Raw genomic sequence first — 25434 nt, 5'->3', positions numbered from 1 at the left:
TGCGATCCGGGTCGGATGACGCCGGCCAGAAGTGGTGGAGAGCGATCGCCATGAAACCTCAGACCGGGCCACCCGCTCCCGATGGTGGCGTCGGAGTCTTCGGTCCGAGGAGTGATGGTGCTGCGGTTCGGTCGTCAGGGCTGGTCGGTCTATCTCGCGTCGAGCGTCGTGGTGATGCTCGCGTGCTTCCTGGCACCGTGGGAGCCGGTCAAGACGGTGCTGTCCGGACTTCTCGGCGTCTCGGCGACGGTCGCGAGCGTGGTGGGCGTGGCACGGCATCGGCCGGCGGTGCGGTGGCCGTGGTACGTCATGGCGATCGGCTGGCTGCTGTTCGCCACCGGTGACGTCGTCTACTGGGTGCAGAGCTCGGTGCTGGGCCGTGACGTCTTCCCGTCGATCGCGGACGCGTTCTATCTGGGCTCCTACCCCTTGCTCGTGGCGGGTCTGCTCGGCCTCGTCCGGGCCCGCCGGCCGGGCAAGGACCGGCCCGGCCTGCTGGACGCGCTGGTGTTGTCGACGGGTGCGGCGATGCTGTCGTGGGTCTTCCTGATGGAACCGTACGTCCACGCCAGCGACCTCGACCTGGTCGGCCGGGTGGTGTCGCTGGCCTATCCGGTGGCCGACCTGCTGCTTCTGGCGGTGCTGGTGCGGCTGACGACCGGCCGTGGGGATCAGCCGCCGGCGTTCCGGCTCTTCGTGGCCGCCATCGGGGCCATGCTGGTCGGCGACGTGGTGTACGGGCTGCTGGAGCTCACCATCGGCTACAGCGCCGGGGACTGGATCGACGCGGCATGGATGCTGATGTACGCCTTCGCCGGCGCGGCGGCCTTGCACCCGACGATGGCCGACATGTCCCGGCTGTCACCGCCGGTGGCGGAAGGTCCCATCGGTGTCCGGCGGCTGATCGCGCTGGCGCTGGCCAGCCTCATGGCGCCGGCCGCGTTGATCATCGAGTGGCTTCGCGGCACCCCGATCGACATTCCGGTGATCGTGTCCGGCTGTGTGATCCTCTTCCTGCTGGTCATCGCCCGCCTGCACGGCTTGGTGGTGCTGCTGACCGACACCCTGCGCGCGACCGAGGAGCAGGCCACCACCGACCAACTGACCGGACTGGCCAACCGCCGGCGCTTCCAGGCCTGTTGGCAGCAGTCGCTGACCGGTGAGGTGGGCCCGACCGCGTTGCTTTACATCGACCTCGACGGGTTCAAACCGGTCAACGACAAGCTCGGTCATGACGCCGGCGACGTCGTGCTGCTCGGCGTGGCCGACAGGTTGCGCGGCCTGGTACGCGCCGGGGACGTGGTCGCCCGTCTCGGCGGCGACGAGTTCGCGATCATCCTGCCCTGGACCGACGACACCACCGCTGGCGCGATCGCCGGGCGCATCGTCCAGGAGCTCGCGCAGCCGTTCGAGCTGTCCGGGCGCGCGGTGTACATCGGCGCCAGCATCGGCGTCATCACCGCGGCCCGGGGCGACAACCCGAACGCGCAGCTACGCCGTGCCGACACCGCCATGTACGCGGCCAAGAACGCCGGACGGGGCCGGGTACACCACGGTTGACCACTCCGCGACCGCCCGGGCGCCGGGCCGTCGTCGGACGCGCGGGAAAGCTGATCGACCGGGCCGCCGGCCGGGAATGCCGGACGAACCGCTGGGTACAGGACCGGGCGTGAAAACACCGGTCGTCGCCGTAGTCGGACAACTCGCCCGTGATCTCGTGCTGAGCGTCGACGGCCTGCCGTCAGCCGGCAGCGCCGCCGACGCGACGGCGCGCCGGGAACAGCTCGGCGGCAAGGGCGCCAACCAGGCCGTCGGGCTGACGCAGCTGGGCGCCCAGGCCCGGCTGGTCGCCGTGGCCGGCGAGGACAGCGCCGGCGACGAGCTGCTCGATCAGGCCCGGCGCGACGGTGTCGACGTGCGCGCCGTGGTCCGGCGTGGCCCGCTCACCGGGCTGATCGTCGAGGTGCTCGAACCGGACGGCACCTGGCGGTACGTCCAGCACCTGCCCGAGTCGGTGCTGCTCACCGAGCGGGACGTGGTGGCGGCCGGCGCGGTGATCGCCGGCGCCGACGCCGTACTCGTGCAATTGCAGCAACCCGCCGCGGCCGCGCTCGCCGCCGCCCGGATCGGCCACGACGCGGGCCGGCTGGTCGTCCTCGACGGAGCCCCGCAGGAGCGGCGCGACGACCTGCTGGCCGCCGCCGACGTCGTCCGGGCCGACGAGCAGGAGGCGCGACTGCTGCTGGGCGGTACGCCGACCGCCGGCAGCGCACGCGCCCTGCTCGACAACGGGCCCCGGCTGCTGGCGCTGGGCGTGACGGACGGCAACCTGTTCGTCTGGCGCGACGGGCACCTGCATCTGCCGCTGACCGCCGAGAACGTCGTCGACACGACCGGCGGCGGGGACGCGTTCACCGCCGCACTCACCGTGTCGCTGCTGCGCGGCGAGGATCCGGCCACCGCCGCGCGCTGGGCGGTGGCGGCGTCCGGGGCCACCGTCGGGCACCCGAGCGGGCGCCCGGACCTGGCCGGCGCCGATCTGCGCAAGCGGGTGAGCGAGCTCGCCGGTGAGTGAGACCGGGCCCACCGAGGCGTGGACGATCCGCGAGACGACGCTGACCCCCGACGCGCCGCACACCGCGCCGCTGCGCCGGTCCGAGTCCGTGTTCGCCCTGGCCAACGGCCATATCGGTCTGCGCGGCAACCTCGACGAGGGGGTGCCCTCCGGCATGCCCGGCACCTACCTCAACTCGCTGTACGAGGATCGCGACCTGACCTATCCCGAGGCCGGGTACGCCTTCCCGGAACGTACCCAGACGATTGTGGACGCCCCGAACGGCAAGCTGATCGCGCTCACCGTCGACGGTGAGCGCCTCGACGTCCGAGCCGGCACGCTGCGCCGCCATGAGCGCTGCCTGGACCTGCGCGCCGGCACGCTGCGGCGGGACCTGGAGTGGGTGGCCACGTCCGGGGCCGCCGTGCGCGTGCGCAGCACCCGGCTGGTGTCGTTCGCCCACCCGTCGGTCGCCGCGATCCGCTACGAGGTCGAGGCGCTCGACCGTCCGGTGCGGATCCGGATCGACTCGGATCTGCTGGCCAACGAGGCGCAGCCGGACCAGCGTGACGACCCGCGCGCGTCGGCCGTCCTGGACGCGCCGCTGCGGCCGCTGTCGCACTCGCCGGAGGTGCTGCTGCACCGCACCCGGCGCAGCGGCATCGAGGTGGCCTCCGCCGTGACCCACCGCGGCACCCCCGTGTCGACGTCGAGCGAACCGGACCGCATCCGCGCCGGCATCACCACGACCTTGCGGCCCGGCACGCCGCTGCGGCTGGACAAGTTCCTCGCGTACGCGTGGGCCGAGCCGGACCCGGTCGGCAAGGCGCTCGCCGACCGGGACGAGGCCGCCGAGCTGGGCTTCGACGTCCTGCTGGAACGGCAGCGGGCATACCTCGACGACTTCTGGGCCGGCGCGGACGTCGAACTCGACGGCGATCCGCAGGTTCAGCAGGGCGTACGGTTCAGTCTCTTCCACGTGCTCCAGGCCGGCGCCCAGGCGGGCCCGCACCCGATCGCGGCCAAGGGCCTGACCGGCAACGGATACGACGGTCACGTGCTCTGGGACACCGAGGCCTTCGTGCTGCCGGTGCTCACCTACACCCATCCGGCCTGCGTCGGCATGGCGCTGCGCTGGCGGCACCGCACCCTGAACGAGGCCCGGGACCGGGCTCGCGAGCTGCGCCTGGCCGGGGCGGCCTACCCGTGGCGCACCATCGGCGGCGCCGAGTGTTCCGGTTACTGGCCCGCCGGGACCGCGGCGCTGCACGTCAACGCGGACATCGCCGCGGCGGTGCTGCGTTACGTGGCCGCCACCGGCGACGAGGAGTTCCTGCGCGAGTGCGGGCTGGAGATCCTCGCCGAGACGGCTCGCCTGTGGTGCCGGGTGGCGCACGCCGACGACGACGGCGTGTTCCACATCGCCGGGGTCACCGGCCCGGACGAGTACACGGCCCTGGCCGACGACAACCTCTACACCAACCTGCTGGCCCGGCAGAACCTGCTCGGCGCCGCGTCCCACGAGGGCCTGTTGCGCGCGGCCGGCGTCAGCGCCGGCGAGATTCGCGACTGGCGGCAGGTGGCGCGAGGGCTTCATGTTCCGTACGCGGACAAGCGCGCCGTGCACGAACAGCATGCCGGCTTCACGAGCCTGCGGGAGTGGGACTTCGAGCAGGTCAAGGACGACGACTATCCGCTGATGCTGCACTTCCCCTACCTGAACCTGTACCGCCAGCAGGTGGTCAAGCAGGCCGACCTGGTGCTGGGCATGATGCTGCATCCGGAGGAGTTCACCGCGGCGGAGAAGCTGCGCAACTTCATCTACTACGAGGCCCGGACCGTCCGCGACTCGTCACTGTCGGCACCGGTGCAGGCCGTCCTGGCCGCCGAGACCGGCCACCTCGACCTCGCCCACGACTATCTCGCCGAAGCGGCCCTGCTCGACCTGCGTCCCGGCGGCGAGTCCAGCGGCGACGGCCTGCACATCGCCGCCTGCGCGGGGGTGTGGATCGCGCTGGTGCAGGGCTTCGGCGGGTTCCGCGACCAGGACGGCCGTCTGTCGTTCGCGCCGCGGCTTCCCGCGCACCTGCCGCGGCTACGGTTCCGCCTGCGCCACCACGAGAGCCGGCTGCGGGTGACGGTCACGCCTGAGCGGGCCACCTACGAGGTCACCGGCGATCAGATCACCTTCGCGCACCACGGATCGGCGGTGACGCTGGCGCACGGCCAGAGCACGACGCTGCCCATCGAACCGATCGAGACCCGTCCCGCCCCGCCCTCACCCCGGCCACCCGAGGCCCGCCGGCCGGCGCTGCGCTCACCGGGGCTGACCGGCTGAGAGAGGGCCGGGTGCTGCCGGTTGCGAGAGCGGACGCCGTCGCGTCGACTGGTCGCGGCGGCGAATCGTCTGCCGGGTGCCGGCCGCCCGGCCGGTGCCCGGCGGAGTCCTCGCGCGTGGTCAAGCATCGATCGGTGCGGCATCATGGCCGATGGGTCCGAAACGGGATGGCGCGAGCGGAGGGTCTGGTGCGGGAGCCGTTGTCACCGTGGTGGAACCGGGTCGAGGAAGCCGCCCAACTGCTGGCTTCCCGGCTGAACGCCCTGGTGACGCGCGCTGCGCGGGAGGGCGTCTACAGCCCGCCGCCCGGAGCGCCGGCACCCCGCCGCCGCCGGCAGCCCGCCTCACTGCGGCACCTGGCCGAGGTGATCCGGACCCACCGGCTGGCTCCCGGTACGTCCGTCGACAAGGACGGCGTCGCGGCGGTTCTGGCCGGAAATCCGCAGTCGGTCGCCGACCCGGTGCTCGTCCTCGCGGTCGCCCGCGCCGCCCACCTCATCGCCCGGGTGCCCCTCGAGCGCGCCGACGCCGACCGGCTGGTCGTGGCGGCCGCCCACGTGTCGGCTCTGATCGACGCGGCCCGGGAGGCGGACGAGCGTGCACCGCACCTCGTGCCGGTGCCCCGCCGGCCGGCCGACGACAGCCGCGCCGAGGAACCGCGGCCGACGGAGGACAGCCGCGCCAGCGAACCGCGTCCGGCGGAGCCGGTGATCATCGAGGCCTACTACACGACGCGCCGGCCCGGCCGTCGCCGGGCGTTGATCGCCGGCATCCTCGGTGCCCTGGTGCTCGCCGGCTCCGCGGCCGTCGTGGGCTTCCGCGACTGGGGAGCGGAGACGCCGCCGGCCGCGGTGACATCCCCGGCCCCGGCCGCGGGGGGCGCGGTGACGGCCTTGGGCCACGGGGACGCCCACGACGACTACCTCAACCCGCGGCCGGTGCGGGATGCGTTCGATCACGGCTTCACCGGCCTCGACGTCGATGTCGTCGTGCACCACGGCCGGCTGCTGCTCTGCCATCACGTCGACGGCGACGTCTGCCGGGACCCGCGCGACAGGAGGATCGCCGCGAGGCCCTTCGACGCGACCTATCTGCGGGGCCTCCAGACCCGGGTGAGCACCTATGGAGGCCGGGTGTACCCGGGTTTCCAGCAGCCGGTCCTGCTCTTCGTCGAGATCACGTGCGTGACGGACGGGGCTGGTTGCCGACTGCCGGCCGACCGGGCCGCGGCGGCCACCGACCCGAACAACCCGCTGGTGGTCGCCCGCACCATCATGGACGCGCTCGTGCCGTACCGCGGCATGCTCTTCCACGTCGACGGAACGGCACGGCACTGGGGCCCGGTGCAGGTGGTGGTCGCCGGCGACCACAACGACGACCGGTTTCCCACCGGAGCCACCGGCGACGAGTCGGTACGCGAACTGCTCGCCCGGCAGGCCGACACGTACGCGTTTCTCGACGGAAGCTTCGCCGTCGACCGGGACCAGTACAACGCGGACCTGGTCCCGGTGATCACTTTCCCGACTCCCGCCACGGACCGGAGCTGCCCGGCCCCCGGCGGAAAGCCGATCCAGTCCAGGCACTGGGACAACATCGTCAAGGCACAGAGCACCGGACATCACGTACGGGTGTGGGACCCCCGGGACTGCCCCGACCGGAGCGACTTCTGGACCGATGCCCTCTTCGGCGGCGTCGACTATCTCAGCACCAGTCACCTGGCCCTGCTGGGCGACTGGCTCACCACCAACGCCGCCGGGGGTGGTGGTGGCCACTGCGGTGTTCCCGAATGGATCGCGGAGCAGCGACTCGTCGGGCAATACTGCACCCTCGCCACCGGCGATGTGCCGGTCATGAGCCGCCCCGACCAGAACTCCGCGCCCGTCGGATCGCTTGCCAAGGGCGGCTCCACCTGGTTCCTGGGCCAGCAGCCGGGTGAGGCGTACCCCTACTATTCCCTGCACAATTTCTGGTGGGCCTACACGCGAGCGGACAACGGGCAGTGGGGCTGGGTCTCGCTGGTCCACTTCACCGACCCCCTTCCCGACCAGTCCGCCGACGGCCTGCAGTACGGCTGCTACGACGTACGCCCGGGCGAGAGCGACGACTGTCACGCGCTCTGAGCGCCGCCCGCCGCACCCGCCGCACCCATTCGGACCGTCTGGGTCAGTTGGAGCCACTGGTACCGGCGAAGCTGGACGAGTTGAGGCCGGCGAAGGCTTTGCCGTGGTGGCGTCCGAGGTCAAGGATCTCGCTCAGGAGACCGCCCGGGCCGCCGCGAACAGCAGACTCGTGCTGACCACGAATGGTCCTTCAGCACCTCGTGGGTGTGCACCGGGTCGGCCCAGACGGTCGCTCCGGGTGGGGCGTGAGCGACGCTGACCCGGGTGCGGGCCTCCCTGGTCAGGTCGTCGACGGCCCGGTCCCGTGCCTGCTCGGCAGGCAGCGCGAGGTCGGGCCAGCGCTTCGGGATGCCGGTCCGATGACGGATGACGACCTTGCGGATCCGCTCGCCGACCGGCCGCCCGCTACCGGCGGCCCGCTTCCGGCCGCCCGCGCCACACCGGCGACCCGCTCGACAGCGTGAATCCGGCTCCGGAGCTGGATTGAACGCCGCACTGGTGCGGGTATAGGACCATCCCCGCCGCCGACAGTGAGGACGACGAGTGCCAGCGGAGCGCAGTATCCCCCCGACTGTCGTGGTGTTGCCGGTCTACCAGCCGAGCTCGTCGCTGCCCGAGATGGTCACCGCGCTGATCGCCGAGGGGTTCGACCCGGCCCGGTTGGTGGTCGTCGACGACGGCAGCAGCCCGCGGGCCGAACCGGTGCTGGCCGAGGCTCGGCTGCTCGGCTGCGTGGTGCTGCGGCACGCGGTCAATCAGGGCAAGGGCGTCGCTCTCAAAACCGCTTTCCGGTACGCCGCCGCCACGTTCCCCGGCTCGGACGTGATCTGCGCCGACGCGGACGGGCAGCACCGAGCGGCTGACGTACGCCTGGTCGCCGAGCACGCCGGCCGGGGGAGCATCGTTCTCGGCGTACGCGACTTCGGTCCGATGCCACCGCGCAGCAAGCTCGGCAACACGCTGACCCGGCTGCTCTTCCGCGCCGCGACCGGCCGTCGCGTGTCGGATACGCAGACCGGGCTGCGGGCCTACCCGGCCGGCCTGCTCGATCGGCTCGGCAGGGTGCCCGGCGAGCGGTTCGAATACGAGATGAACGTGCTGCTCGACGCGGCCCGCACCGGCCGGCCGATCGAGGAGATCAGGATCCCGGCCACCTACCTGAACGGCAACGCCTCGTCGCACTTCGGCAGCCTGAGCGACTCGGTGCGCGTCTACCGGCCGCTGCTGCAGTACGCCGCCACGTCGCTGCTGACCCGTCGCGCCGGATGAGGTCGCTGCCCAGCCGGCGGTGACGCGCCTCGCGGGCCGGCTGGCCACGCCGTCCGGACACGGCCCGGAGCGTGGCCGGCGGTTTGCGTAAAACGGCAACCGATTCATCGGCGTCTTTGCCGGACATGGTGGTTCGCATGCCAGAAAGAGCTACCATTCAGGGACAGATCGGTGTTTCGTAACCCCGCCCCGTTGCCATGACGGTGATTCGCGGCCGCGAACCTGGTTCGCGCCCCGGTTGGGTTCGAAGAAGGTAAAGATCTGATGCAGCACCCTCGGCCTCGTAGCACTCCACCATCGAACCGGGTCGAAGAAATGGCCGGCGACGGCCTCGCCGTGGCACTGAGTTGGGCGGCACTGCGCTGGGAAGCCGCGGAGAGCGAGCAGGCGACTCTGGAGGCGATCGTCGCGGCCGCGCTGGAGATCGTTCCCGGCGCGCAGTCCGCCGGCCTGGTGGTCCGCCGCCATCGCCGGCTGATACCCGCCGCGGCCACCGACGAGGTGGCCCGGTGGCTGGACCAGGTGCAGTGCGACAGCGGCCGCGGCCCGTGCCGGGACGCGGTCAAGGAGCAACACGGCATCCGGCTGGCCGACATCGCCGGCGAGCAGCGGTGGCCCGAGCTCGAGTCCCGGGCCGCCACGCTCGGTGTCCACGCCCTGCTCGCGCTACCGCTCGAGGTGGAACGCGGCACGCTGGGCGCACTGACCCTGTCGTCGAAACAGCCGGGCGCCTTCGATGCCGAGGCCGAACAGGTGGCGACGTTGTTCGCCGCGCACGCCGCCGTCGCCATGTCGAGCGCCCAGCACCAGGACCAGCTCAGTCAGGCGGTGCAGGTGCGGGACACCGTCGGTCAGGCCAAGGGCATTCTGATGGAACGGTTCGGCCTCACCGCCGACCAGGCCTTCGGGCTCCTGGTCCGGGCCAGCCAGCACTGCGAGCGTTCCCTTCTGCAGGTGGCTCGGGAACTGGCCGAGACGATAGAACCGGGCCCGATGAATCAGCGCCGCCGGCCCCAGCTGTGACACTCCGCGTCATCCCGGCGTACCGGAACGGGGTCTGCCGCACGGCGGATCGGTCGCGCCGTCGCGGCACACCGACGGCTGCCGGGCCGGTCGATCAGGGGCATTGCTGCCGGCGTGCCAGGAACAGCGCGGTCTCCACGATGAGTGTGACGTGCGTGCCGACCGAATCGGTGATCGCCTGGAACAGGTCCGTGCGGGCCTGCTCGGTGAGCATCCGGTAGGCCGACTTGGTGGACAGGTAGGACACGTAGTCCGTGGCGGAGAGGGTCCGCTCCCGCTGGTACAAGCGCTCGGAGAAGTCACCGAACTGCGGCAGGCGGTCCAGGTCCGTGCGCGGCCAATAGGCCCCGAGCTCCGCTTCCGGAGTGGACTCCGGGGCGACCTCCGCGGCGGTGTCGATGTCCGGCGCGTGGGTGTGGTGCGCCGACAGGATCGCGGCCAGCACCGTCCGGTCGGCAGGGCGGTCGCCGTTCCAGAACAGGGCCAGTGCGCCGCCCGGTGCGAGGGCCGACGCGGCCCGCTGCCACCGCACGGCCGGATCGGTCCAGTGCCACGCCTGCGCGCTGAACAGCAGCCCGAAAGGCTGCCGCGGCGCGTAGTCCTCGAACGGTGTCACCTCGACCACGACGTTCGGGTGGCCGGCCAGGCGCCGGGTCAGCACCGCCGCCATCGCCTCGTCCGGCTCGACCGCCGTGACGGCGACGTCCCGCCCGGCGAACGCCACAGTGGCCTTGCCCGTTCCCGCGCCGACCTCGAGCGCGGGGGCGCCGTCAAGCCGGGCATAGGCCAGCACGTCGTCGATCAAGCCTGGCGGATAGTCGGGCCGGATCCGGTCGTACTCGTGGGCCACCTCGCCGAACACGCGAGCACGGACTCGCTCAGTCGTCATGACGCAGACCCTAGACGATGGGCGAAATCGGACGATCGGTTGGCACAGGACCGGCTGGAGGCCCGCGACACCTTCGTCGTCCGCCCGCCCCGTAGCGGATCGGCGGTCCTGTGCGCGACGGCGGCCCCTCCCGTTAGGGCAAGGGGCCGCAGTTGTCGCGTCCGAGAACGGGGATCGCAGCCACACGAACCCGGGCGGTCATGTCATCTGTCTTAACCGTGCGAAGCGCTCACCAAACCCCCGCCGTCTGCTGGTGGTACATCGTCGGTGTCCGGGTGCCGATGTGGACTCGCCGATTCGCAGCGATCGGCTGGTCCCGCAGATGCTCGGGTGACCGTCGAGATACGCGCCGGGCGCGAGGACGACCTGCCGGCGCGTCAGCTCCGCGTGGTTCGAGCGCCCGGTGCGGCGGTGACACGTCAGCCCGGGGCCGGCTAGCGGAGAAGGCACTCGGCGCCGGTCATCCGGAGCAGCCGTTCGACGTTCTGGCTCGGATTGCCGATGGCGCAGGGCAGGTCCCGGCGGGCGGCGGCGGCCTGCACCGACAGCAGGGCGCGAACGCCCGCGACGTCGCAGAACGTCACGGCCGAGGCATCGATGCACATGGACAACGCTGTCGTCTCGTGGGCGAGCGTCGTCAGCCACAGTGCCAGTTCCGCGGCGTTGGCGAGGTCGATCTCACCGGCGAGAGCGACGGCCAGCAGCTGGCTGTCCGAGCGGGTGATCGCGCCGTGCAGCGTTCCGGTGGCGTCGGCGTGCCAGCAATGGTCACCGTTGAGGTTCATCACGAGTCCGCCCGTCCAGGCCGTGGGGGCTGGCGCCTCGAGGCGTGCCGTGGCCGCTCGGGCGCCGGCCCGGCGGCGTGTGTCCGGGCGGGCTGCCTGCTCGCCGCCCGCTCGCGGTCAGGAGTCAAGATGCCGCTCGATGGAGCGCGGACGCTGACCCTCCGCCGCCCGTGGCGACATCGACATCCCGGCGGCACCCTGGAACGCCGCGCTCAGCTCAGCCATCTCCGACTCCCGGTTGTCAGCGTGCCTGCCAGTGTCGACGTGGCCACCTGCGATGAACCGGACATCAGGTGCGACCCGACACCGCCGATGAGTGCCATAATTCAGCACGCGGGTATGAAGTTGAATAGTTTTGCAACTGAGCAAAGCCCACTTTTTGCAAAAAGTCGCCGATGGGTTGAAGCGACGCACCGGCGCCGGGTCATCGATCCGATCACCCGGGTGTCGCCGTGTATGTTGGACGCACGCCGCACGTCAGCTCCAGCAGGCAGCGGCTGTCGGAGCCGGCGACGTCGTGACTCGAGCCATGGTGAGGGACTTCCCGTGACGGTGCCGCTGTACCAAGCGAAGGCCGAGATGTTCCGGACCCTCGGGCATCCGGTTCGGATTCGTGTCCTGGAGCTGCTGCAGACCGGCCCTCGGCCGGTCCGTCACCTTCTCGACGAGATCGATATCGAAGCGTCCAACCTGTCGCAGCAGCTGGCCGTGTTGCGCCGGGCCGGCATCGTCGTCTCGTTCCGCGACAACGGCCTGGTCATGTACGCGTTGAGCACGCCGGCCGTGGCCGATCTGCTGGCCGCGGGCCGCGCCATCCTGGCCGAGATCCTCACCGACCGCGGCGGCCTGCTCGCCCAGTTGCAGGCCCATCAGAAGTCCGGTTAGTGCCTCGTCGTGCGGCATCGAAGGTGTGACCGAGACGACGGATCTTGGAGTCGGCGGTCATGTGTCGGTCGCCGTGGTCACGGTGGTGGGTCGCTCGGAACCGGCCGGCTGACCTCGTGGTTGCGGCACTCCGCCGGGCAGCGGCCGCCGGTTCGGCGGCCCGAACCGGTTGACGTAGACGACTCGGCCGCCGGCTGGTGGACGGTCGTGCCGGACGAGTGCCCGCACGGGCGCCTTTCGGCCGGCACCAGCCGGGCGTCCGGGCCATCCACATCAGACCGCCGCTCCGGTGAGTGATGAAGTGGCGTCTGTCCATCTCTGTCGTGCACAGCAGGTCCGACGGTGCCGTCAAGCCAGTCGGCCGTTCGGGTGACCGGGCGCCACTACGCCGCTGACACTCGGCTCCGCCGAGATCCGTCCGCACCGGACGCCTCCGGCATGCCGCGTCTGTTCACCTGTTCGGTCTACATCGTCGCGATCGGCGAACGCCGGCCCTGTGGGTCGGTACCGTCCTGCTGACGGTGGGTGCGCGGGCATGCCGCCGGCGAGCGCGAGGGGGCAAGGCGTGAGCCACCACCCGGAGAGCAGGGTCGTGCGGCGGCTTGGTGAGGCGTGCGGCACCCGTGGTGAGGTGTCGGCCGATGGGCGGGGCCCACGGACGGTCAATCGGGCATCCAGGCCGGGGACGTCCCGGGACGTCCTTCACCGGTACGTCGCCAGACCGAGCCGTCGGTCTTCGCGGAGGTTGACGGCGGTGCGGCAGACGCGCGGGACAACAGTTGATGCGACATCGGGGAGCGCGACATGGTAAGCCAGATCTGCCTGGACAAGATCGCAACGAAGCCGCCGCCCTTGAACCGGCCGTGCCCGTCGATCTGTAATGAGAAAAATTTCATCGACGGTACCCACTGCAAGGCTCTCGGTCTGAACGACGAGGAGCCGTTCATGACCCAGGATCCCGACTTCGGAGGACCGGGTGTTCCCGGTTTTTGCTATTGCTGTTGCTCGTGTTTCACGCTCGGTACACCCATCGAGGTGGCGCCGGCCCAGTACGAACTCATCGAGAATGTGCAACAGGGGGATCTGGTCCTGGCCGCGGGGCTCGACCTCGATTGGAAACCCTGCCGAGTGCGGCTCCAGTCCGGGCCGTTGGATCGCCGCATCGTTCCCGGCCTCTGGCAGGTCAGATACCAGATTCCCGGAGAAGCCGGCACGAGGGACCTGGTCACTACGCCCGATCATCTTTTCCTTCTGCATGGCAGGCGTACTCTCAAGCCCGTCCAGAACCTGGTGCCAGGTGATGGTCTGACCACCAAGGACGGCGCAAGTGCGAACGTATTGTTCGCTGTCCGGTGCGACAACGTCGATACCGCTGTCCACACATTGGTCATGGACGGCGACTTCGATGGAACGGACCCCTCGGGTCACCTTGTCAACTCCAACGGGGTCGTCACCGCCGACTACATCATCCAGACGTTCTTCGAAAGACAAGGTAACGCCGAATCGTTCGCTTCCCTGTTCGAGCCGGGCGGAAACAACCTGGTGGCCGGGAGTCCTGAGTATGTCAGATCCTATCCGTCACCCGAGTTGCAGGCTTACCTCAACAATCCGTCCTCCTGGCCGAAGGGGATCGTTCCGATCGCGCCGGCCGAGACAATCCAGCCGCCGCGGGAAGCCGTTGGGTACCTGACTTCCGACCAGGCCGCGGATGTCGCCAAGAATGCCGAGTTCCACGGCACCTGGATTGCCAGCAACCAAGCGGTGATGTTGCGGCTCTTCAAGGAACATCGAGCATATCACCCGGACACTGTTTGCATCATCGATCGGGACGGAGAGACACCGAACGCCTTTTCCTGGTATCGTGCCGGGCAGAAGTTCATCCTTTTCACGGGGGCTTTTCTGCGTGTGAAAGGGCTGTATCGGGAGTTCTATTCCTTGGTTCTGTCCGTCCTGCAGGCGCATGTGGACGGTACTCCGTCGGCTACGGATGCCGACTATGAGGCCGTGGCGTACCACTTACGTGAGAAGTATGACGGTCCACATTATGCGACGACGGTGACCGGAGCACTGGAGCAAGCTGCGACACTATTTGCCAGTGTGAGTTCCGAAAATTCGGGCGCCGGGCAGATCGGCACGACGGAACTGCCCTCCGTGGGCGACCGGCTCCAGACCTATCAGGGTGCCATCAGTTTCCGGCGTATCCCGAACTCGGAGACCTCGGGTCGCGCTGCGAATCGGCAGTCATGATCCCCATCCTTGAAGAGGTGGAGAAGGACGGGGCGAGCTGGCAGGAAATGTGCCTGCGGCTGGGCCGTATCCTCGGATTGGATTCTCCGGTCCCGGGCTCCGTGCTGCGCCGGGCCCGCGCGGACGATCGCTTCGCCGCACATTTGATGATCTGCCGGGGCACTCCGGATCTGCTCAAGGAGGCCCTGTTCGACGCCGGGAACCGCGCCTTCGAGCGGCCGCAGGATTCGGCAGAGCGGTCCGTGACCCAGCTCGGTCGCGGACTGGTGAGTTCGCTGGCGTCGTGGGTGGCCGACGGCGCTCGATTCGCGCCCAAAGATCTTCACGAGCAGAGGCTCAGCACTTGCCGTTCTTGTCCGCATCTTGTCGACCCGCCCACCAAGCTGGTCTACCGTGTGGCGCTGGTGGGCAGCAGCGACCAGCGGGTCTGCCATCTTTGCGGTTGTGTGGCGACAAGGAAAGCGCGAGTCGCGTCGGAGAAATGTCCTGCTGGGTACTGGTAGGGCGGTTGTCCGTCACCTCGCCTCTCAGTCAGATCTACCATTCAGTTAGGTTAGGTGGATAATGGGTCGCCCCGACGAGCGGAACGCGCCGCTGATGGCCCAACCCGGTGCGCCGGGCATAGATCTCGGCGGTCCTGAATTCGGGCCTGTGGCACCATATACCCAGTCCGTGACGATCGAGGGGATCGAGGTCACGCAGGCTGTCCAGGACATGAATCACTCGGTTGCCTTGATTGCCGGTCGTCGAACGGTGATCAGGGTCTATTTCAGTGTGACGACGGACCAGGGGTTCGGGCAGATATCTGGACGCTTGCTGGTGAAGTCGGCCGGCCACGACGTGATCGTGGACCCCTCGATCCAATCGATCTCTGTGTTGGATCAATGGAATGGCAACATGGATTCCTTCAAGAGGGTCAACGTTGACACGAGTTTGAATTTCGAGTTGCCCGACTTCTTGACCGTCGAGGGCAGTTGCACGATATCAGTGCTGCAGGTGATGGACATGTATCGTAATCGTGCGACAGTACCGTGCACGAATGCCGATACGCTCACCAGAACGGTTTCCTTCACAGCCGGTGCGCCGCATCGTCTCACGATCATCGGTCTGCAGTACACCCAGAACTCGACCTCGCACGCGCCCCGGCAGATCGATCTCGATCTCATCCGTTCGTGGTTCTTGCGCGCCTATCCGATAACTTCTCTGGTATACAGCACCCGGACTGTGGCGGCGAATTTCACCGTCACCGGCACGGCGGCCTCGACGGCGAACACGCAGATCGCCCAGATCCGCGCACTCGACATAAGCGGGGGTGTCGACAAACGCACGCACTATTACGGCCTCGTCTTCGACGGCGCATCGGTCACGCCGGCGACCGGAACGTTCATGCGTGGTCTTTCGCACACCCCGGCGGGCGCGGCCGATCCATCGGCTGTCGGCTCGGGCCCGACGGGGTCAGGGACGTTCGGCTGGGACAACGACGGGTCGTACGGAGACTGGTACACCGGGCACGAGCAGGGGCACACCTTGGGCCGCCGGCACGTCGGCGGCACCTGCGGCGAACCGGGGACGCTCGACCCCAACTTCCCGTTCCCGTCCGGGCAGCTGTCGGGGCCTACCGACGGGTTCGTCGGGTTCGATGTCGGTGATGCCGCCATGAACATCCGGATGCAGGCGATGGACGGAACCGTCTGGCACGACGTCATGGGCTATTGCGCCAACCAATGGGTCTCCTCCTACACCTACGAGGCCCTCATGGACCGTATCGGCGCAGAGGACAAGCTGCCTTCGGCGGGACGGGAGATTCCCGAGCCGAACCGGCTGATCAAAAACGATCTGCTGGTCGTCATCGGGTTGTGGAACCACGATGCCGACGCCATCACCGTCACGTCGGTCGACCGGGTACGGCAGGCGTGGGTCGGCGAGCCATCTGCTGCTCTCACCGCCGTGGGGCTCGGCGCTCGCGGTGAGGAACTGGTTGTCGGGCCGGTCGTCGTGCATCCGCCGAGCGAGGACGCTCCGGCCGCGCCCGCCCTGGTGACGGCCGTGCTGCCGGTCAGCTCGCAGCTGAGCCGGATCGAGTTCCGGGACGGTCAAAGAGTGATCGGTTCCTATGAGCGTGTGTCAGGCTTCGACGCGGTCGCCGGTGCCCGAGTCGAACGGCGAGCTGGAACGGACCAGTTGGAATGGCATGCCGATGTCGGTTCAGCGCCTCAGGTCCATTATCACGTGCAGGCAAGTTTTGACGGGGGCGGCACCTGGACGACCTGGGCGGTCGGCCAACGGACCGAGTCGATCGACCTGCAGCGCATTCGTACGGAAAGCGGAGGCAACCCGTTCAAGGTCCGAGTGACGACTACGGACGGATTCGACGCCAACGAGGAGGTCTTCGATATCGACTGAGGGCGCACGGGAGAGCGGTCATCCGCCTTCGTGGTCGGCGCCGATGACGTTGCTGCCCTGAGCGACGCTCTCCTCGACAAGAGGCCGCGCGAGCACGCGACGGTCGGCGGTGGGTCGCAGCCGCCAGGTCAGCTCCCAGGTGCGTACCGTCGTGTCGCGGCAGGCGGCGGCGACGAAACGGCCGTCCGGGCTCAGGCAGACCGCGGAGATCTCCGCCGGCCGATCCGGCAGGTCGTACGCCGGGTCGCCGGTCGCCAGGTCGTACAGCCTCAGCAGCCGGTCGCCGGCGGCCAGCGCGTACCGGCCGTCGTCGCTGAGCCGCACGTCGGTGCACCCGGACCAGTCCGGCGCGAAGGTGCGCGGGCGGGCGCCGGAGGTGAGGTCCCACAGCCGGGCCCGGCCGCCCGCATCGACGGTGAGAACCCGGTCACCGCCGGCACCGAGCCGGACGGCGGCGACCGCGAAGCCCTGATGCGATGCGTCGAGGACGCGGACACAGTCCCCGGTGTCGAGATCCCACACCCGGGCGGTGCCGTCGTGGCTGCCGGAGACGGCCCGCCGCCCGTCGGCGGTGATCGCCACCGTGGGCACCCCACCGGTGTGCCCGCCGAGGCGGTGGATGCTGTCGCCGCTGTCCAGGTCCCACACCAGCAGCCGGTCGCCGTCCCGCGCGCCCGACACGGCCCGGCGTCCGTCGGCGCTGACCGCCACCGCGTACACGAGACTGTCGTGCCCGGTCAGGGTGCGCACGCACCGCCCGGAATCGAGCTCCCAGACGCGGACCGTCTTGTCCCGGCCGGCGGACACGACAGTACGACCGTCACCGCTCGCCGCCACCGACAGCACCGCGCCGGTGTGACCGGTGAGGGTGCGCCGGCATTCTCCCGACGCCAGATCCCACACCCGCAGTGTCCCGTCGCGGCCGCCGGACACCGCGATCCGGCCGTCCGGGCCGGCGCAGATCGACGCGACCCGGTCGGTGTGACCGCCGAGTGTCCGGGCGACCAGGACGTCCTCGACAGCGACGCGGTCCACCCGCGCACTGAGCCGCTGCCAGGCACGCAGCGCTCGCGGCGTCCGATCGTGCCGCCGGTCGGTGCGCAGCCCGGCCAGCAGGGCATGCGCCGCGTCGAACCGCTCCTCGGCGATCGCCAGCTCCGCCCGGTCGAGGATCGAGCTCGCGGCGGCGGCGAGCGCTTCCGCCTCGGTGGACGAGCGGGGCCGGCACGGCTGGAGCGGCGCGGCATGACCGGTCGGTGCCGGTACGTCCCACACCCGCACCACGCCGGTCAACCCGCCGGCCGCCGCGACCCGGCCGTCCGCGCTCAGCGCCACCGTGTCGTCGTACTCGCTGGCGAACGTGCGCAGGCAGCGGCCCGCCGCCAGCTCCCACAGCCGTACCGTGTGGTCGGTCCCGCCGCCGGACAGCGCGTACCGGCCGTCCGGGCTGACGGCCAGCCCGCGCGCCTCGCGGACGTGCCCGGTGAGCAGGTGCCGGCACCGTCCGCCGGCCAGGTCCCAGACCCGGATCACCGGGTCGTACTCGCCCGCGGAGACCGCCACCCGGCCGTCGGCGCTGAGCCGCAGCGCGTGCACCCGGGAGGTGTGACCGTCAAGGCGCAGAAGGCACTGCCCGGTCGGCAGATCCCACAGCCGGACGACGTGGTCGCGGCCGGCCGACACGGCGCGCCGGCCGTCGGCGGACACCGCGGCCGCCACGATCGGACCGTCGTGGTCGATGGCGCGCAGCAGCCGGCCGTCGCGCAGGTCCCACACCTGGAACCGGCTCTCGACGGTGATCACGGCGGTCCGCGCGTCGTCGCCAGCCCACACGTCGACGACCTGCTCACCCGTCCGGAACCGGCGCAGCAGCTGTCCGTCCCGGAGCGCGCGCCACGAGACGGTCCCGTCGCGGGCGCCGGACAGCACGTGTCGCCCGTCGGCGGTGATGTGCAGCGCGCTGGCCTTGCCGGCGTGCTCGTGCGCCTCGCTCAGGCATCGGCCGGACCGGGTGTCCCACGCCTGGACCGTCTCGTTGCCGGCGGTCACCGCGATCCGCCCGTCCGCGCTCAGGCGTACGTGGTCGACCTGGTGCCCCGGGCCCCCGTGCAACGAGTCGGTTCTGATTCCCGGCCGGACACGCACCGTTCGCGGCTGCGGGCGGGGCGGGCGCTCGGCGTGCACCGCGTACCGGAAAGCGGTTTCGACCTGGATGTTGTCGCCGGCTGCCCGGGAGGCCTCGAGCAGCAGCGGCAGCGCCGCCGCGGCGTCACCGCGCTCGAGATGGACCTCGCCGCGCAGATGGCCGCCCTGCCACGGCGGACTCCCGGTCCCGATCGCGTCCAGGGCGGTCAGCAGCCGGTCGTCGGTCAGCTCACCGGCGCGCCAGCGCAGCAACCCGTCGTTGTAGGTCGCCTCCGGATGCCCCGGATGCAGGGCCAGGGCCTGGCCGAACGCGGACCGGGCGGCCTCGGTGCGGCCGAGGGCGGCCAGCACCAGGCCGTGATCGCTCAGCTCGTCGGAGGTGCGGGGGAGCGGCTGCGGCGCCGGGCGCGGGTACGGCCGGCCGCACTGCTGCCGGTACATCCGCACCAGGCCGGCCGCGACGTCCGCCACCGGCGGCCCGTCGTCCAGGCAGCGGTCGAGCAGCTCCGCGAGCGGCACCGGCAGCGCCGGCCCGCCCAGCTCGCGCACCAGCGTCACGACGCCTGCCACGTCGGCTCGCCGGGCCGTCTCCCGCGCGACGCCGAAGCCGGTGACCTTGACGGTGCCGTCCGGGGTCATCAGCACGCTGCCGGCCCCGAGGTCCCCGTGGGCGACGCCGTGCCGGTGCGCGTGGCCGACCCCCCAGGCGGTCTGGATCGCGATGTCGAGAACCCGGTCCAGAGGCGACGCGGCATCGACCAGGTCGCGCACCGGGCCGCCGTCGACCTGTTCGACGTCGAGGCGCGGGTGGCCGTCCACGATCTCGGCGTAGTGGCAGATACGCACGTTGCGGTGCCGGGGCAGCGACATCCAGCGCTCGGCCGCCTCCAACGCGCCGTCGACGTTCACGCGGCCACCTCGCCGATCTCGAGAACGGCGAGGCCCTCGGCGCACCCGACGGCCAGCCGCGAGCCGGTCGCGGCCAGCGCCAGAACCGTGCCCATCGCCAGCAGCACCCGGTCGCGCCCGGCCGGCGTCGCGGCCAGCGACCACACCCGGATCTGCTCCCCGACCGGCCGGCCGGTCATCGGATCCCACAGCCGGGCCGCCCAGCCGCCGCCGCGCGCCGGGGTGGCGTTGCCGGCCGCCGGCAGCGTGCGGCCGTCGCCGGCCGCGACCGCGACGGCCACCTCGGCATCGACGTCGAGAGTGAGTCGCGGCCGCAGCCTGCGACCGGGCCGCTCCCACGAGCGGCGTACGCGTACGTCATCGAACCGTTCGATTCCCGCGTCGTCCACCCCGGCCGCCCTCCCCGTTCCGAGCCGCCAGGCTACCCAGCAGCCGCACGCAGGCCGTGTCGCGGCGTCCGGCCGGGGCCTGGTCAGCGGCCCAGCAGCCGCCAGGTCTGGTTCAGCGGGCTGCCCTGGCTGACCGGGTTGCAGGTCCACTGGTGCACCGGCGCGTGCGCGGCCGTGGAGATCCCGCTGACGTCCACGCACTTGCCGCTGTGCCGGGCGACCAGCTGGTAGTCGTGCGAGTCGCTGCCGGAGTAGGTGACCTTGCGCAGCGTGAACTGCTGGTTGGCCGCCCCGCTCAGGCAGGGCCACTGCTGCACGGCGGCGCCGTCGGCGGACGAGGCGCCGCTGACGTCGAGGCACTTGCCGCTCTGCTGGTTGACCACGGTGTACGTGCCGGCGACGCCGCTGACCGGCCGGAAGTTCCAGAGCTGCTGGTCACCGCCCTCGCAGTAGTACTGCTGCTGCCGGTCGCCGTCGGCGGTGGACAGGCCGGTGTTGTCCAGGCACTGCTGGCTGTGCTGAGCCACGGCGACGGTCGGGAAGCCGGCGTCGGAGGGCGGCAGCAGGGTGATGGTGAACGTGTCGTCGGCGTTGCTGTGCGGGAGGTTCACCGTGGTGGCGTTGCCGGAGAGCGTGACGATCGAGTCGGCGACGGTGACCGGGCCGGCCACCGCGCCGCCGCCGTTGAACGGGACGCGCTGCACGCGTACGCGAATCCGGTTGTCGGCGACGATGCCGGTGGTCGCGTCGATCCGGTTGAGCCGGACGGCGATGTTCCCGGTGGTGCCGCCCCCGCCGATGAGGATCTTGGCGGTTCCGGTGTCCTTGGTGGCGAACGCGTCGTAGGCCGGGCTCGGGGTGGTGGACGCGATCAGCCCGGTCTGGCCGCCGTAGAAGCGGTAGACCCACCATTCGCCCTTGGGCAGCGACTGCCCGGCCGCGTTGCGCACGAGCAGGTTGGCGAGATCGTTGTGCAGGTTCTGGCCCGACGCCCAGTTCGCCCGCAGGCCCTGGACTCCGGCCCGCTCGAACCGGGTGAGGTACCAGGAGCCGTCGCCCGGATTCTGCTCGCCGGGCGCGGCGTACTCGTTGATCTGGAACGGCCGCGGGTGGGCCAGGCCGCGGGAGTCGAGCATGCCGGCCAGGGTGTTCGAGGTGGCCACCGGATCGCCGGGCAGGTTGTGGAAGCTCCAGATGTCCGGGGCGACGTTGTTGGCCTTGACGAAGGTGAGGTAGTTCGCCCACCAGGTGTTGCCGGTGCTGGGGCTGGCGGCGGTGCTGGGTCCGACGATCAGCGCGTTCGGGAAGGCCGCGCGGATCCGGCCGTAGGCCCGCTGCCACATCTGCAGGTACTGGGCCTGGGAGGCGCCCCAGAACCCGGCGCCGTCCGGCTCGTTCCAGATGTCCCACTGCACAGGGAGGCCGCTGGCGCGGACATCGGCGATGAGACGGGTGTAGAAGGCGTCGAAGGTGCTCCAGTCGCCGTTGTCGCCGGGCCACTGCGGTGAGCTCAGCCCGTCGGCGCCCCAGAGGTCGTGCACCAGCATGACGAAGGTGCCGCCGAGAGCGCTGGTCCGGCGGGCCTGGGCGAGGGTGGAGGCCCAGCGGCGGTCGTACGTGCCGCCGGTCCAGCCGCCGGGATTGTCCAGCTGGGCGCCGCCGGCGCGCATGGCCTGGAACTTGAGGTCGGTGAGGAAGTGGTCGGCGGGACCGGCGGCGTTCTCGGTCATGCCGTAGATCCAGCCGGCGGCGCGGTGGGCGGGTGTGCCGCCGGCGATCGAGAAGTCGACGCTGATGCTCTCGTCGGCGGCGTGTGCCGGTGCGGCGGAGCCGACCAGCAGCAGGGCGGTGGCGCCGATCGCGGCGCCCAACTGGCGGAGTGGGGGCATGGCGGTCCTTCGCGGGCGGGTCCGGGGATCCGGAGAAGGGCAGGGGACATCGCGGGAGGAGCCGGTCGGCTCGTCCCGGGAATCAAGGTGCGCGACTAGCGCGTGGGTGCCGGTCCGGTGCTGGCGCGCAGCGAGATCGGCGGCGTGAGCAGCAGGTGCCGGGCCGGCGCGCCGGGTGCCGCGATGCGTTCCAGCAGCAGGTCGACGGCGCTGGCGCCCATCTCCAGGGTGGGCACGTCGGCGGCGGTCAGCTGGGGCCGGAAGTCCTCGGCCCAGTGGCGGGCGGCGACACCGGCGATGGAGAAGTCCTGCGGGATGCGGACGCCGGCGCGTTCCAGTCCGCGCTGGATGCCGGGCAGCGCTGCCTCGTTGAGGGTGACCACTGCGGTGATCTCGGGATGGTCCTGCCGGAGTTGTTCGATGCACGTCTCCCCGGCAATGGGGTCATCACCGCAGGTCAGCGTGATGCCGCGCAGATCGCGCTGGACGGCGGCCTCGGTGAAGCCGGCCAGGGCCCGGTGCGCCGGTCCGTAACCGGCGGCGACCAGCTCGGCGGAGCGGTTGATCAGCGCGATCCAGCGGTGCCCGAGGTCGGCCAGGTGGTGCACGCACCGGGCGATCAGGGTGCCGTAGTCGACGTCCACCCAGCAGGTGCCGTGCGGGTTCGAGGTGTGCCCGATGGTGACGAACGGCAGTCCGGTCTGCTGGAGCCGGGCGACACGTTCGTCCTCGAGCCGGATCTCCATGAGGATCGCTCCGTCGACGCGGCGGCCGCTGACGATGCGTTCGAACGAGCGGTCGTGGTCGCCGCCGGAGGGGGAGAGCAGCACGTCGAGGTCGGCGCGGGCGGCCGCCTCCACGACGCTGGCGACGAAGCCGAGCTGCATGTCGGTCAGCCGGGCGCCGGCCGGCGGGATGACCAGCCCGAGCGTGCGGGTACGGCCCTCCTTGAGCGCCCGGGCGGCGGCGTTGGGCCGGTAGTCCAGCTCGTCGATCACCGCCTGGATGCGCCGCTTGGTCTCCTCGGTCACCGGCCGTTTGCCGCTGAGGGCGTACGAGACGGTGCTGCGGGACACCCCAGCCCGGCGGGCGATCTCGCCGATGTTCATCTGGACCTCCTTGCGCGCAGCTCATCATGACGCACCGCCGATCGGCACGCATCATCGAACCGATTCGTTTGCCAGTATGGGCCCGCAATGACAGGTGTCAATACCGTCCCGTTTGCGCTTGTAGATGCTTGACTAGGACACGTGGGTGGCCCTACTGTGCCGTCGAATCGCGTCGTCGAACCGATTCGCTCACGGCACTCGAGAAGGGGGCCAACCTCATGCGCGATCGCCATCGAGCACGCCGGGCGGCCACCGCCGTGATCGCCCGCATCCCCGCCACCGTCGAGGACTGACCGGCACACCCGTACCCACGAAGGCAGGCACCGTGTACGCCATCCAGGACATCCCCTTCTCCTACCGCGGATCGTGGTTCGACATCTCCCCGGTCATCGCCGAGAAGACCTACGCCGACGACCTGCACCTGGTCTCCCACCAGACCGGCATGCACCCCGTCCTGCGGTTCCTGCCCCAGCACGCGGACGCCCGGGCCGACACCCGGATCACCGCGACACCCGCCCGGCTCACCTGGACGAGCGACGACGGGCGCATCGACGCGGCCTACCAGAGGGCCGACACGATCCGCCTGCGCGGCGCCGGGCTGGGTCTGCGCGTCCAGGTGGCCGCCGGTGCCCTGACCCCGTTCACCGGCAGCTACCTGTTCCAGGATCCGGTGGCCGGCGGCTATGTGCTGACCTCCTACGAGACCGGCCGCCGCTACCGGATCACCGTCCTGACCGGCGCGATCACCGAGGCGGCCGGGCTGGAAGCCCTCGGTGCCGGGGACCGCCACCTCACCCTGCCCGCCGGGCAGCCCTGGGAGATCGCGATCGAGGAGTACCGGACCGGCCGGCCGCCGTTCGCCGCCACCGGCGGTTTCGACGACGTCGTCGCCGCGACCGCCCGAGAGTTCACCGGTTTCGCGGACGCCGTCGCGCCGTGGCGTGACGCCGAGACCCCGGCCGCCGAACTCGCCGCCTACGTGATGTGGTCGGCCACCGTCGACCCGGCCGGCTTCCTGGGCCGGCCGGGCGTCCTGATGTCCAAGCACTGGATGGACAAGGTCTGGAGCTGGGACCACTGCTTCAACGCCCTCGCTCTCGCCGCGGGCGTGCCCGACCTGGCCTGGGACCAGTTCCACCTGCCCTTCGACCACCAGGACCCGACCGGCGCGCTGCCCGACTCGATCACCCACTCCGAAGTGCTCCACAACTTCGTCAAGCCACCCATCCACGGCTGGGCGCTGCGCCGGCTCCGGGAACGGCTGCACCTCGACCCCGGCCAGTTGAGCCAGGCGTACCAGCGGCTCGCCGCCTGGACCCGGTTCTGGCTCGACCACCGGCGCGCGCCCGGCCGCCGGCTGGCGCACTACCAGCACGGCAACGACAGCGGCTGGGACAACGCGACGACCTTCGACGGGGACCGGGTCATCGAGACCGGGGACCTCAACGCGTTCCTCGTCCTCCAGCTGCGCGAACTGGCCGCGCTGGCCCGCGACCTGGACCGCCCCGCCGACGCCGCGACCTGGGAGGCGACCGCCACCTCGATACGCACGGCGCTGCTCGACGAGTTGTGGCAAGACTGCGCGTTCGTCTCCCGGTCCACCCGCACCGGAGACCTGCGCGCCAGTTCCAGCCTGCTCGACCTGATGCCGATCGTCCTCGGTGACGACCTGCCCGAGCACCTCAGCGCCGCACTGGCCGTGCGTATCGAGTCGCACCTCACCGCCCACGGCCTGGCCACCGAGCCGATCGCGTCACCGGGCTACCTCGCGGACGGTTACTGGCGCGGCCCGATCTGGGCTCCGGCCACCGTCCTCATCGAGGACGGCCTGCGCCGGGCCGGCCATGCCGGGCTCGCCGACACGGTCAGCGAGCGCTTCCGGGCGCTGTGCGAGAAGTCCGGCTTCGCCGAGAACTTCGACGCCGAGACCGGCGCCGGGCTGCGGGACCGGGCCTACACCTGGACCGCCAGCGGTTACCTCATCCTGGCCGCCGCCCACCAGCAACGGCGGCGGGACGCGCGCCGGTAACCCGAGGTGCGCTGCGACGCCCACGGACCGACGAAGACTCGAAGTTGTCGCCCTTGGCGGCGCAGCGCGGCCTGGGGGCCGGCTGCCCGGCTCATCTCAGCGACGGTCGGTCACGGCGGCCTCGATGCGCAGCCCGATCCCGGTGAACACCAGCATCCCGGCGAAGAAATAGCCCTTGGCGGGCGTGCTGTCGGTGACGAGGCCGACGACAGTGATCAGAAGGCCGACGACCACGGCGATGGTGCCGAGGATCCGGGCGGTGTCGATCCGTCGTTCTCGGGTGTCCATGGTCACCACGGTAGGACCGTGGCCGGGCGAGTGCGGCATCGAGGGCACATCGATCGCCGACCGCGACGGATCAGAGCCGAGCCCGGGCCACCGCCCGCGCGGCCAGCCGCCGATCGCCGACCTGGGCCGCCGGGCAGCCCGCCCGGACATCCGAAGACGCCGG

18 protein-coding genes are annotated in these 25434 nt (G+C 70.9%); 11 read left to right on the top strand and 7 right to left on the bottom strand.

Annotation, left to right across the window (positions count from 1 at the left end; genetic code table 11):
- Positions 1-117 precede the first annotated feature (117 nt).
- The 6 genes from Actob_RS24935 (at position 118) to Actob_RS24910 (ending at position 9304) form a co-directional block, all read left to right on the top strand.
- Entirely contained in the window at positions 118-1560 is a 1443-nt protein-coding gene (locus tag Actob_RS24935) for a GGDEF domain-containing protein (protein ID WP_284914230.1), read from the top strand.
- Positions 1561-1669: 109 nt separating this feature from the next.
- A complete protein-coding gene (locus Actob_RS24930; protein ID WP_284914229.1) occupies positions 1670-2575 on the top strand; it encodes a PfkB family carbohydrate kinase in 906 nt (301 codons plus the stop codon).
- A complete protein-coding gene (locus Actob_RS24925) occupies positions 2568-4892 on the top strand; it encodes a glycoside hydrolase family 65 protein (protein WP_284914228.1) in 2325 nt (774 codons plus the stop codon). The genes Actob_RS24930 and Actob_RS24925 overlap by 8 nt, the downstream gene beginning before the upstream one ends.
- A gap of 188 nt (positions 4893-5080) precedes the next feature.
- Positions 5081-7012 carry a hypothetical protein gene (locus Actob_RS24920; RefSeq protein WP_284914227.1) on the top strand — a complete coding sequence of 644 codons (1932 nt, stop codon included), beginning with the start codon at positions 5081-5083 and terminating at the stop codon, positions 7010-7012.
- Positions 7013-7555: 543 nt separating this feature from the next.
- Positions 7556-8281 carry a glycosyltransferase family 2 protein gene (locus Actob_RS24915; protein ID WP_284914226.1) on the top strand — a complete coding sequence of 242 codons (726 nt, stop codon included), beginning with the start codon at positions 7556-7558 and terminating at the stop codon, positions 8279-8281.
- Positions 8282-8596: 315 nt separating this feature from the next.
- Positions 8597-9304, top strand: coding sequence for a GAF and ANTAR domain-containing protein (locus tag Actob_RS24910; protein ID WP_284914225.1), 708 nt, complete (start codon positions 8597-8599; stop codon positions 9302-9304).
- Between the two features lie 94 nt (positions 9305-9398).
- Here Actob_RS24910 and Actob_RS24905 read toward each other — a convergent pair whose 3' ends face one another.
- The gene (locus tag Actob_RS24905) at positions 9399-10193 is read right to left on the bottom strand and encodes a class I SAM-dependent methyltransferase (RefSeq protein WP_284914224.1); all 795 of its coding nucleotides are present in this window, start codon (positions 10191-10193) and stop codon (positions 9399-9401) included.
- Between the two features lie 434 nt (positions 10194-10627).
- Positions 10628-10978, bottom strand: coding sequence for an STAS domain-containing protein (locus tag Actob_RS24900; protein ID WP_284914223.1), 351 nt, complete (start codon positions 10976-10978; stop codon positions 10628-10630).
- A 546-nt stretch (positions 10979-11524) separates the two neighbouring features.
- Between Actob_RS24900 and Actob_RS24895 the strand changes: the two genes are divergently transcribed.
- The 4 genes from Actob_RS24895 (at position 11525) to Actob_RS24880 (ending at position 16513) form a co-directional block, all read left to right on the top strand.
- Positions 11525-11863, top strand: a complete 339-nt coding sequence (locus tag Actob_RS24895; protein WP_284914222.1) for an ArsR/SmtB family transcription factor — start codon at positions 11525-11527, stop codon at positions 11861-11863.
- A gap of 804 nt (positions 11864-12667) precedes the next feature.
- On the top strand, positions 12668-14110 hold the full coding sequence (locus Actob_RS24890; RefSeq protein ID WP_284914221.1) for a Hint domain-containing protein: 1443 nt from the start codon (positions 12668-12670) through the stop codon (positions 14108-14110).
- A complete protein-coding gene (locus Actob_RS24885) occupies positions 14107-14613 on the top strand; it encodes a hypothetical protein (protein WP_284914220.1) in 507 nt (168 codons plus the stop codon). The genes Actob_RS24890 and Actob_RS24885 overlap by 4 nt, the downstream gene beginning before the upstream one ends.
- Positions 14614-14782: 169 nt before the next feature.
- A complete protein-coding gene (locus Actob_RS24880; RefSeq protein WP_284914219.1) occupies positions 14783-16513 on the top strand; it encodes a hypothetical protein in 1731 nt (576 codons plus the stop codon).
- A gap of 18 nt (positions 16514-16531) precedes the next feature.
- On the opposite strand, the gene Actob_RS24875 is transcribed toward Actob_RS24880, so the two are convergent.
- The 4 genes from Actob_RS24875 to Actob_RS24860 form a co-directional block, all read right to left on the bottom strand.
- Complete coding sequence (locus Actob_RS24875) at positions 16532-19567, bottom strand: protein kinase (protein ID WP_284914218.1); 3036 nt, start codon at positions 19565-19567, stop codon at positions 16532-16534.
- Positions 19564-19956: a hypothetical protein gene (locus Actob_RS24870; RefSeq protein WP_284914217.1), complete on the bottom strand. Its 393-nt coding sequence runs from the start codon at positions 19954-19956 to the stop codon at positions 19564-19566. The genes Actob_RS24875 and Actob_RS24870 overlap by 4 nt, the downstream gene beginning before the upstream one ends.
- A gap of 83 nt (positions 19957-20039) precedes the next feature.
- Positions 20040-21845 (bottom strand): RICIN domain-containing protein, encoded by a 1806-nt coding sequence (locus Actob_RS24865; protein WP_284914216.1) that lies wholly within the window; start codon positions 21843-21845, stop codon positions 20040-20042.
- A 95-nt stretch (positions 21846-21940) separates the two neighbouring features.
- Positions 21941-22954, bottom strand: a complete 1014-nt coding sequence (locus Actob_RS24860; protein WP_284914215.1) for a LacI family DNA-binding transcriptional regulator — start codon at positions 22952-22954, stop codon at positions 21941-21943.
- Positions 22955-23279: 325 nt separating this feature from the next.
- Here Actob_RS24860 and Actob_RS24855 point away from each other — a divergent pair, with 325 nt between their 5' ends.
- Positions 23280-24983, top strand: a complete 1704-nt coding sequence (locus Actob_RS24855) for an amylo-alpha-1,6-glucosidase (protein WP_284914214.1) — start codon at positions 23280-23282, stop codon at positions 24981-24983.
- Positions 24984-25079: 96 nt separating this feature from the next.
- Here the strand turns inward: Actob_RS24855 and Actob_RS24850 are convergent, their stop codons facing one another.
- Positions 25080-25271 carry a hypothetical protein gene (locus Actob_RS24850; protein ID WP_284914213.1) on the bottom strand — a complete coding sequence of 64 codons (192 nt, stop codon included), beginning with the start codon at positions 25269-25271 and terminating at the stop codon, positions 25080-25082.
- Positions 25272-25434: the final 163 nt, after the last annotated feature.

This window comes from Actinoplanes oblitus (assembly GCF_030252345.1).
In the GTDB taxonomy this organism is placed as follows: Bacteria; Actinomycetota; Actinomycetes; order Mycobacteriales; family Micromonosporaceae; genus Actinoplanes; species Actinoplanes oblitus.
The sequence above is the reverse complement of the archived record's forward strand: the minus strand, read 5'-3'. Positions and strand labels throughout refer to the sequence as shown.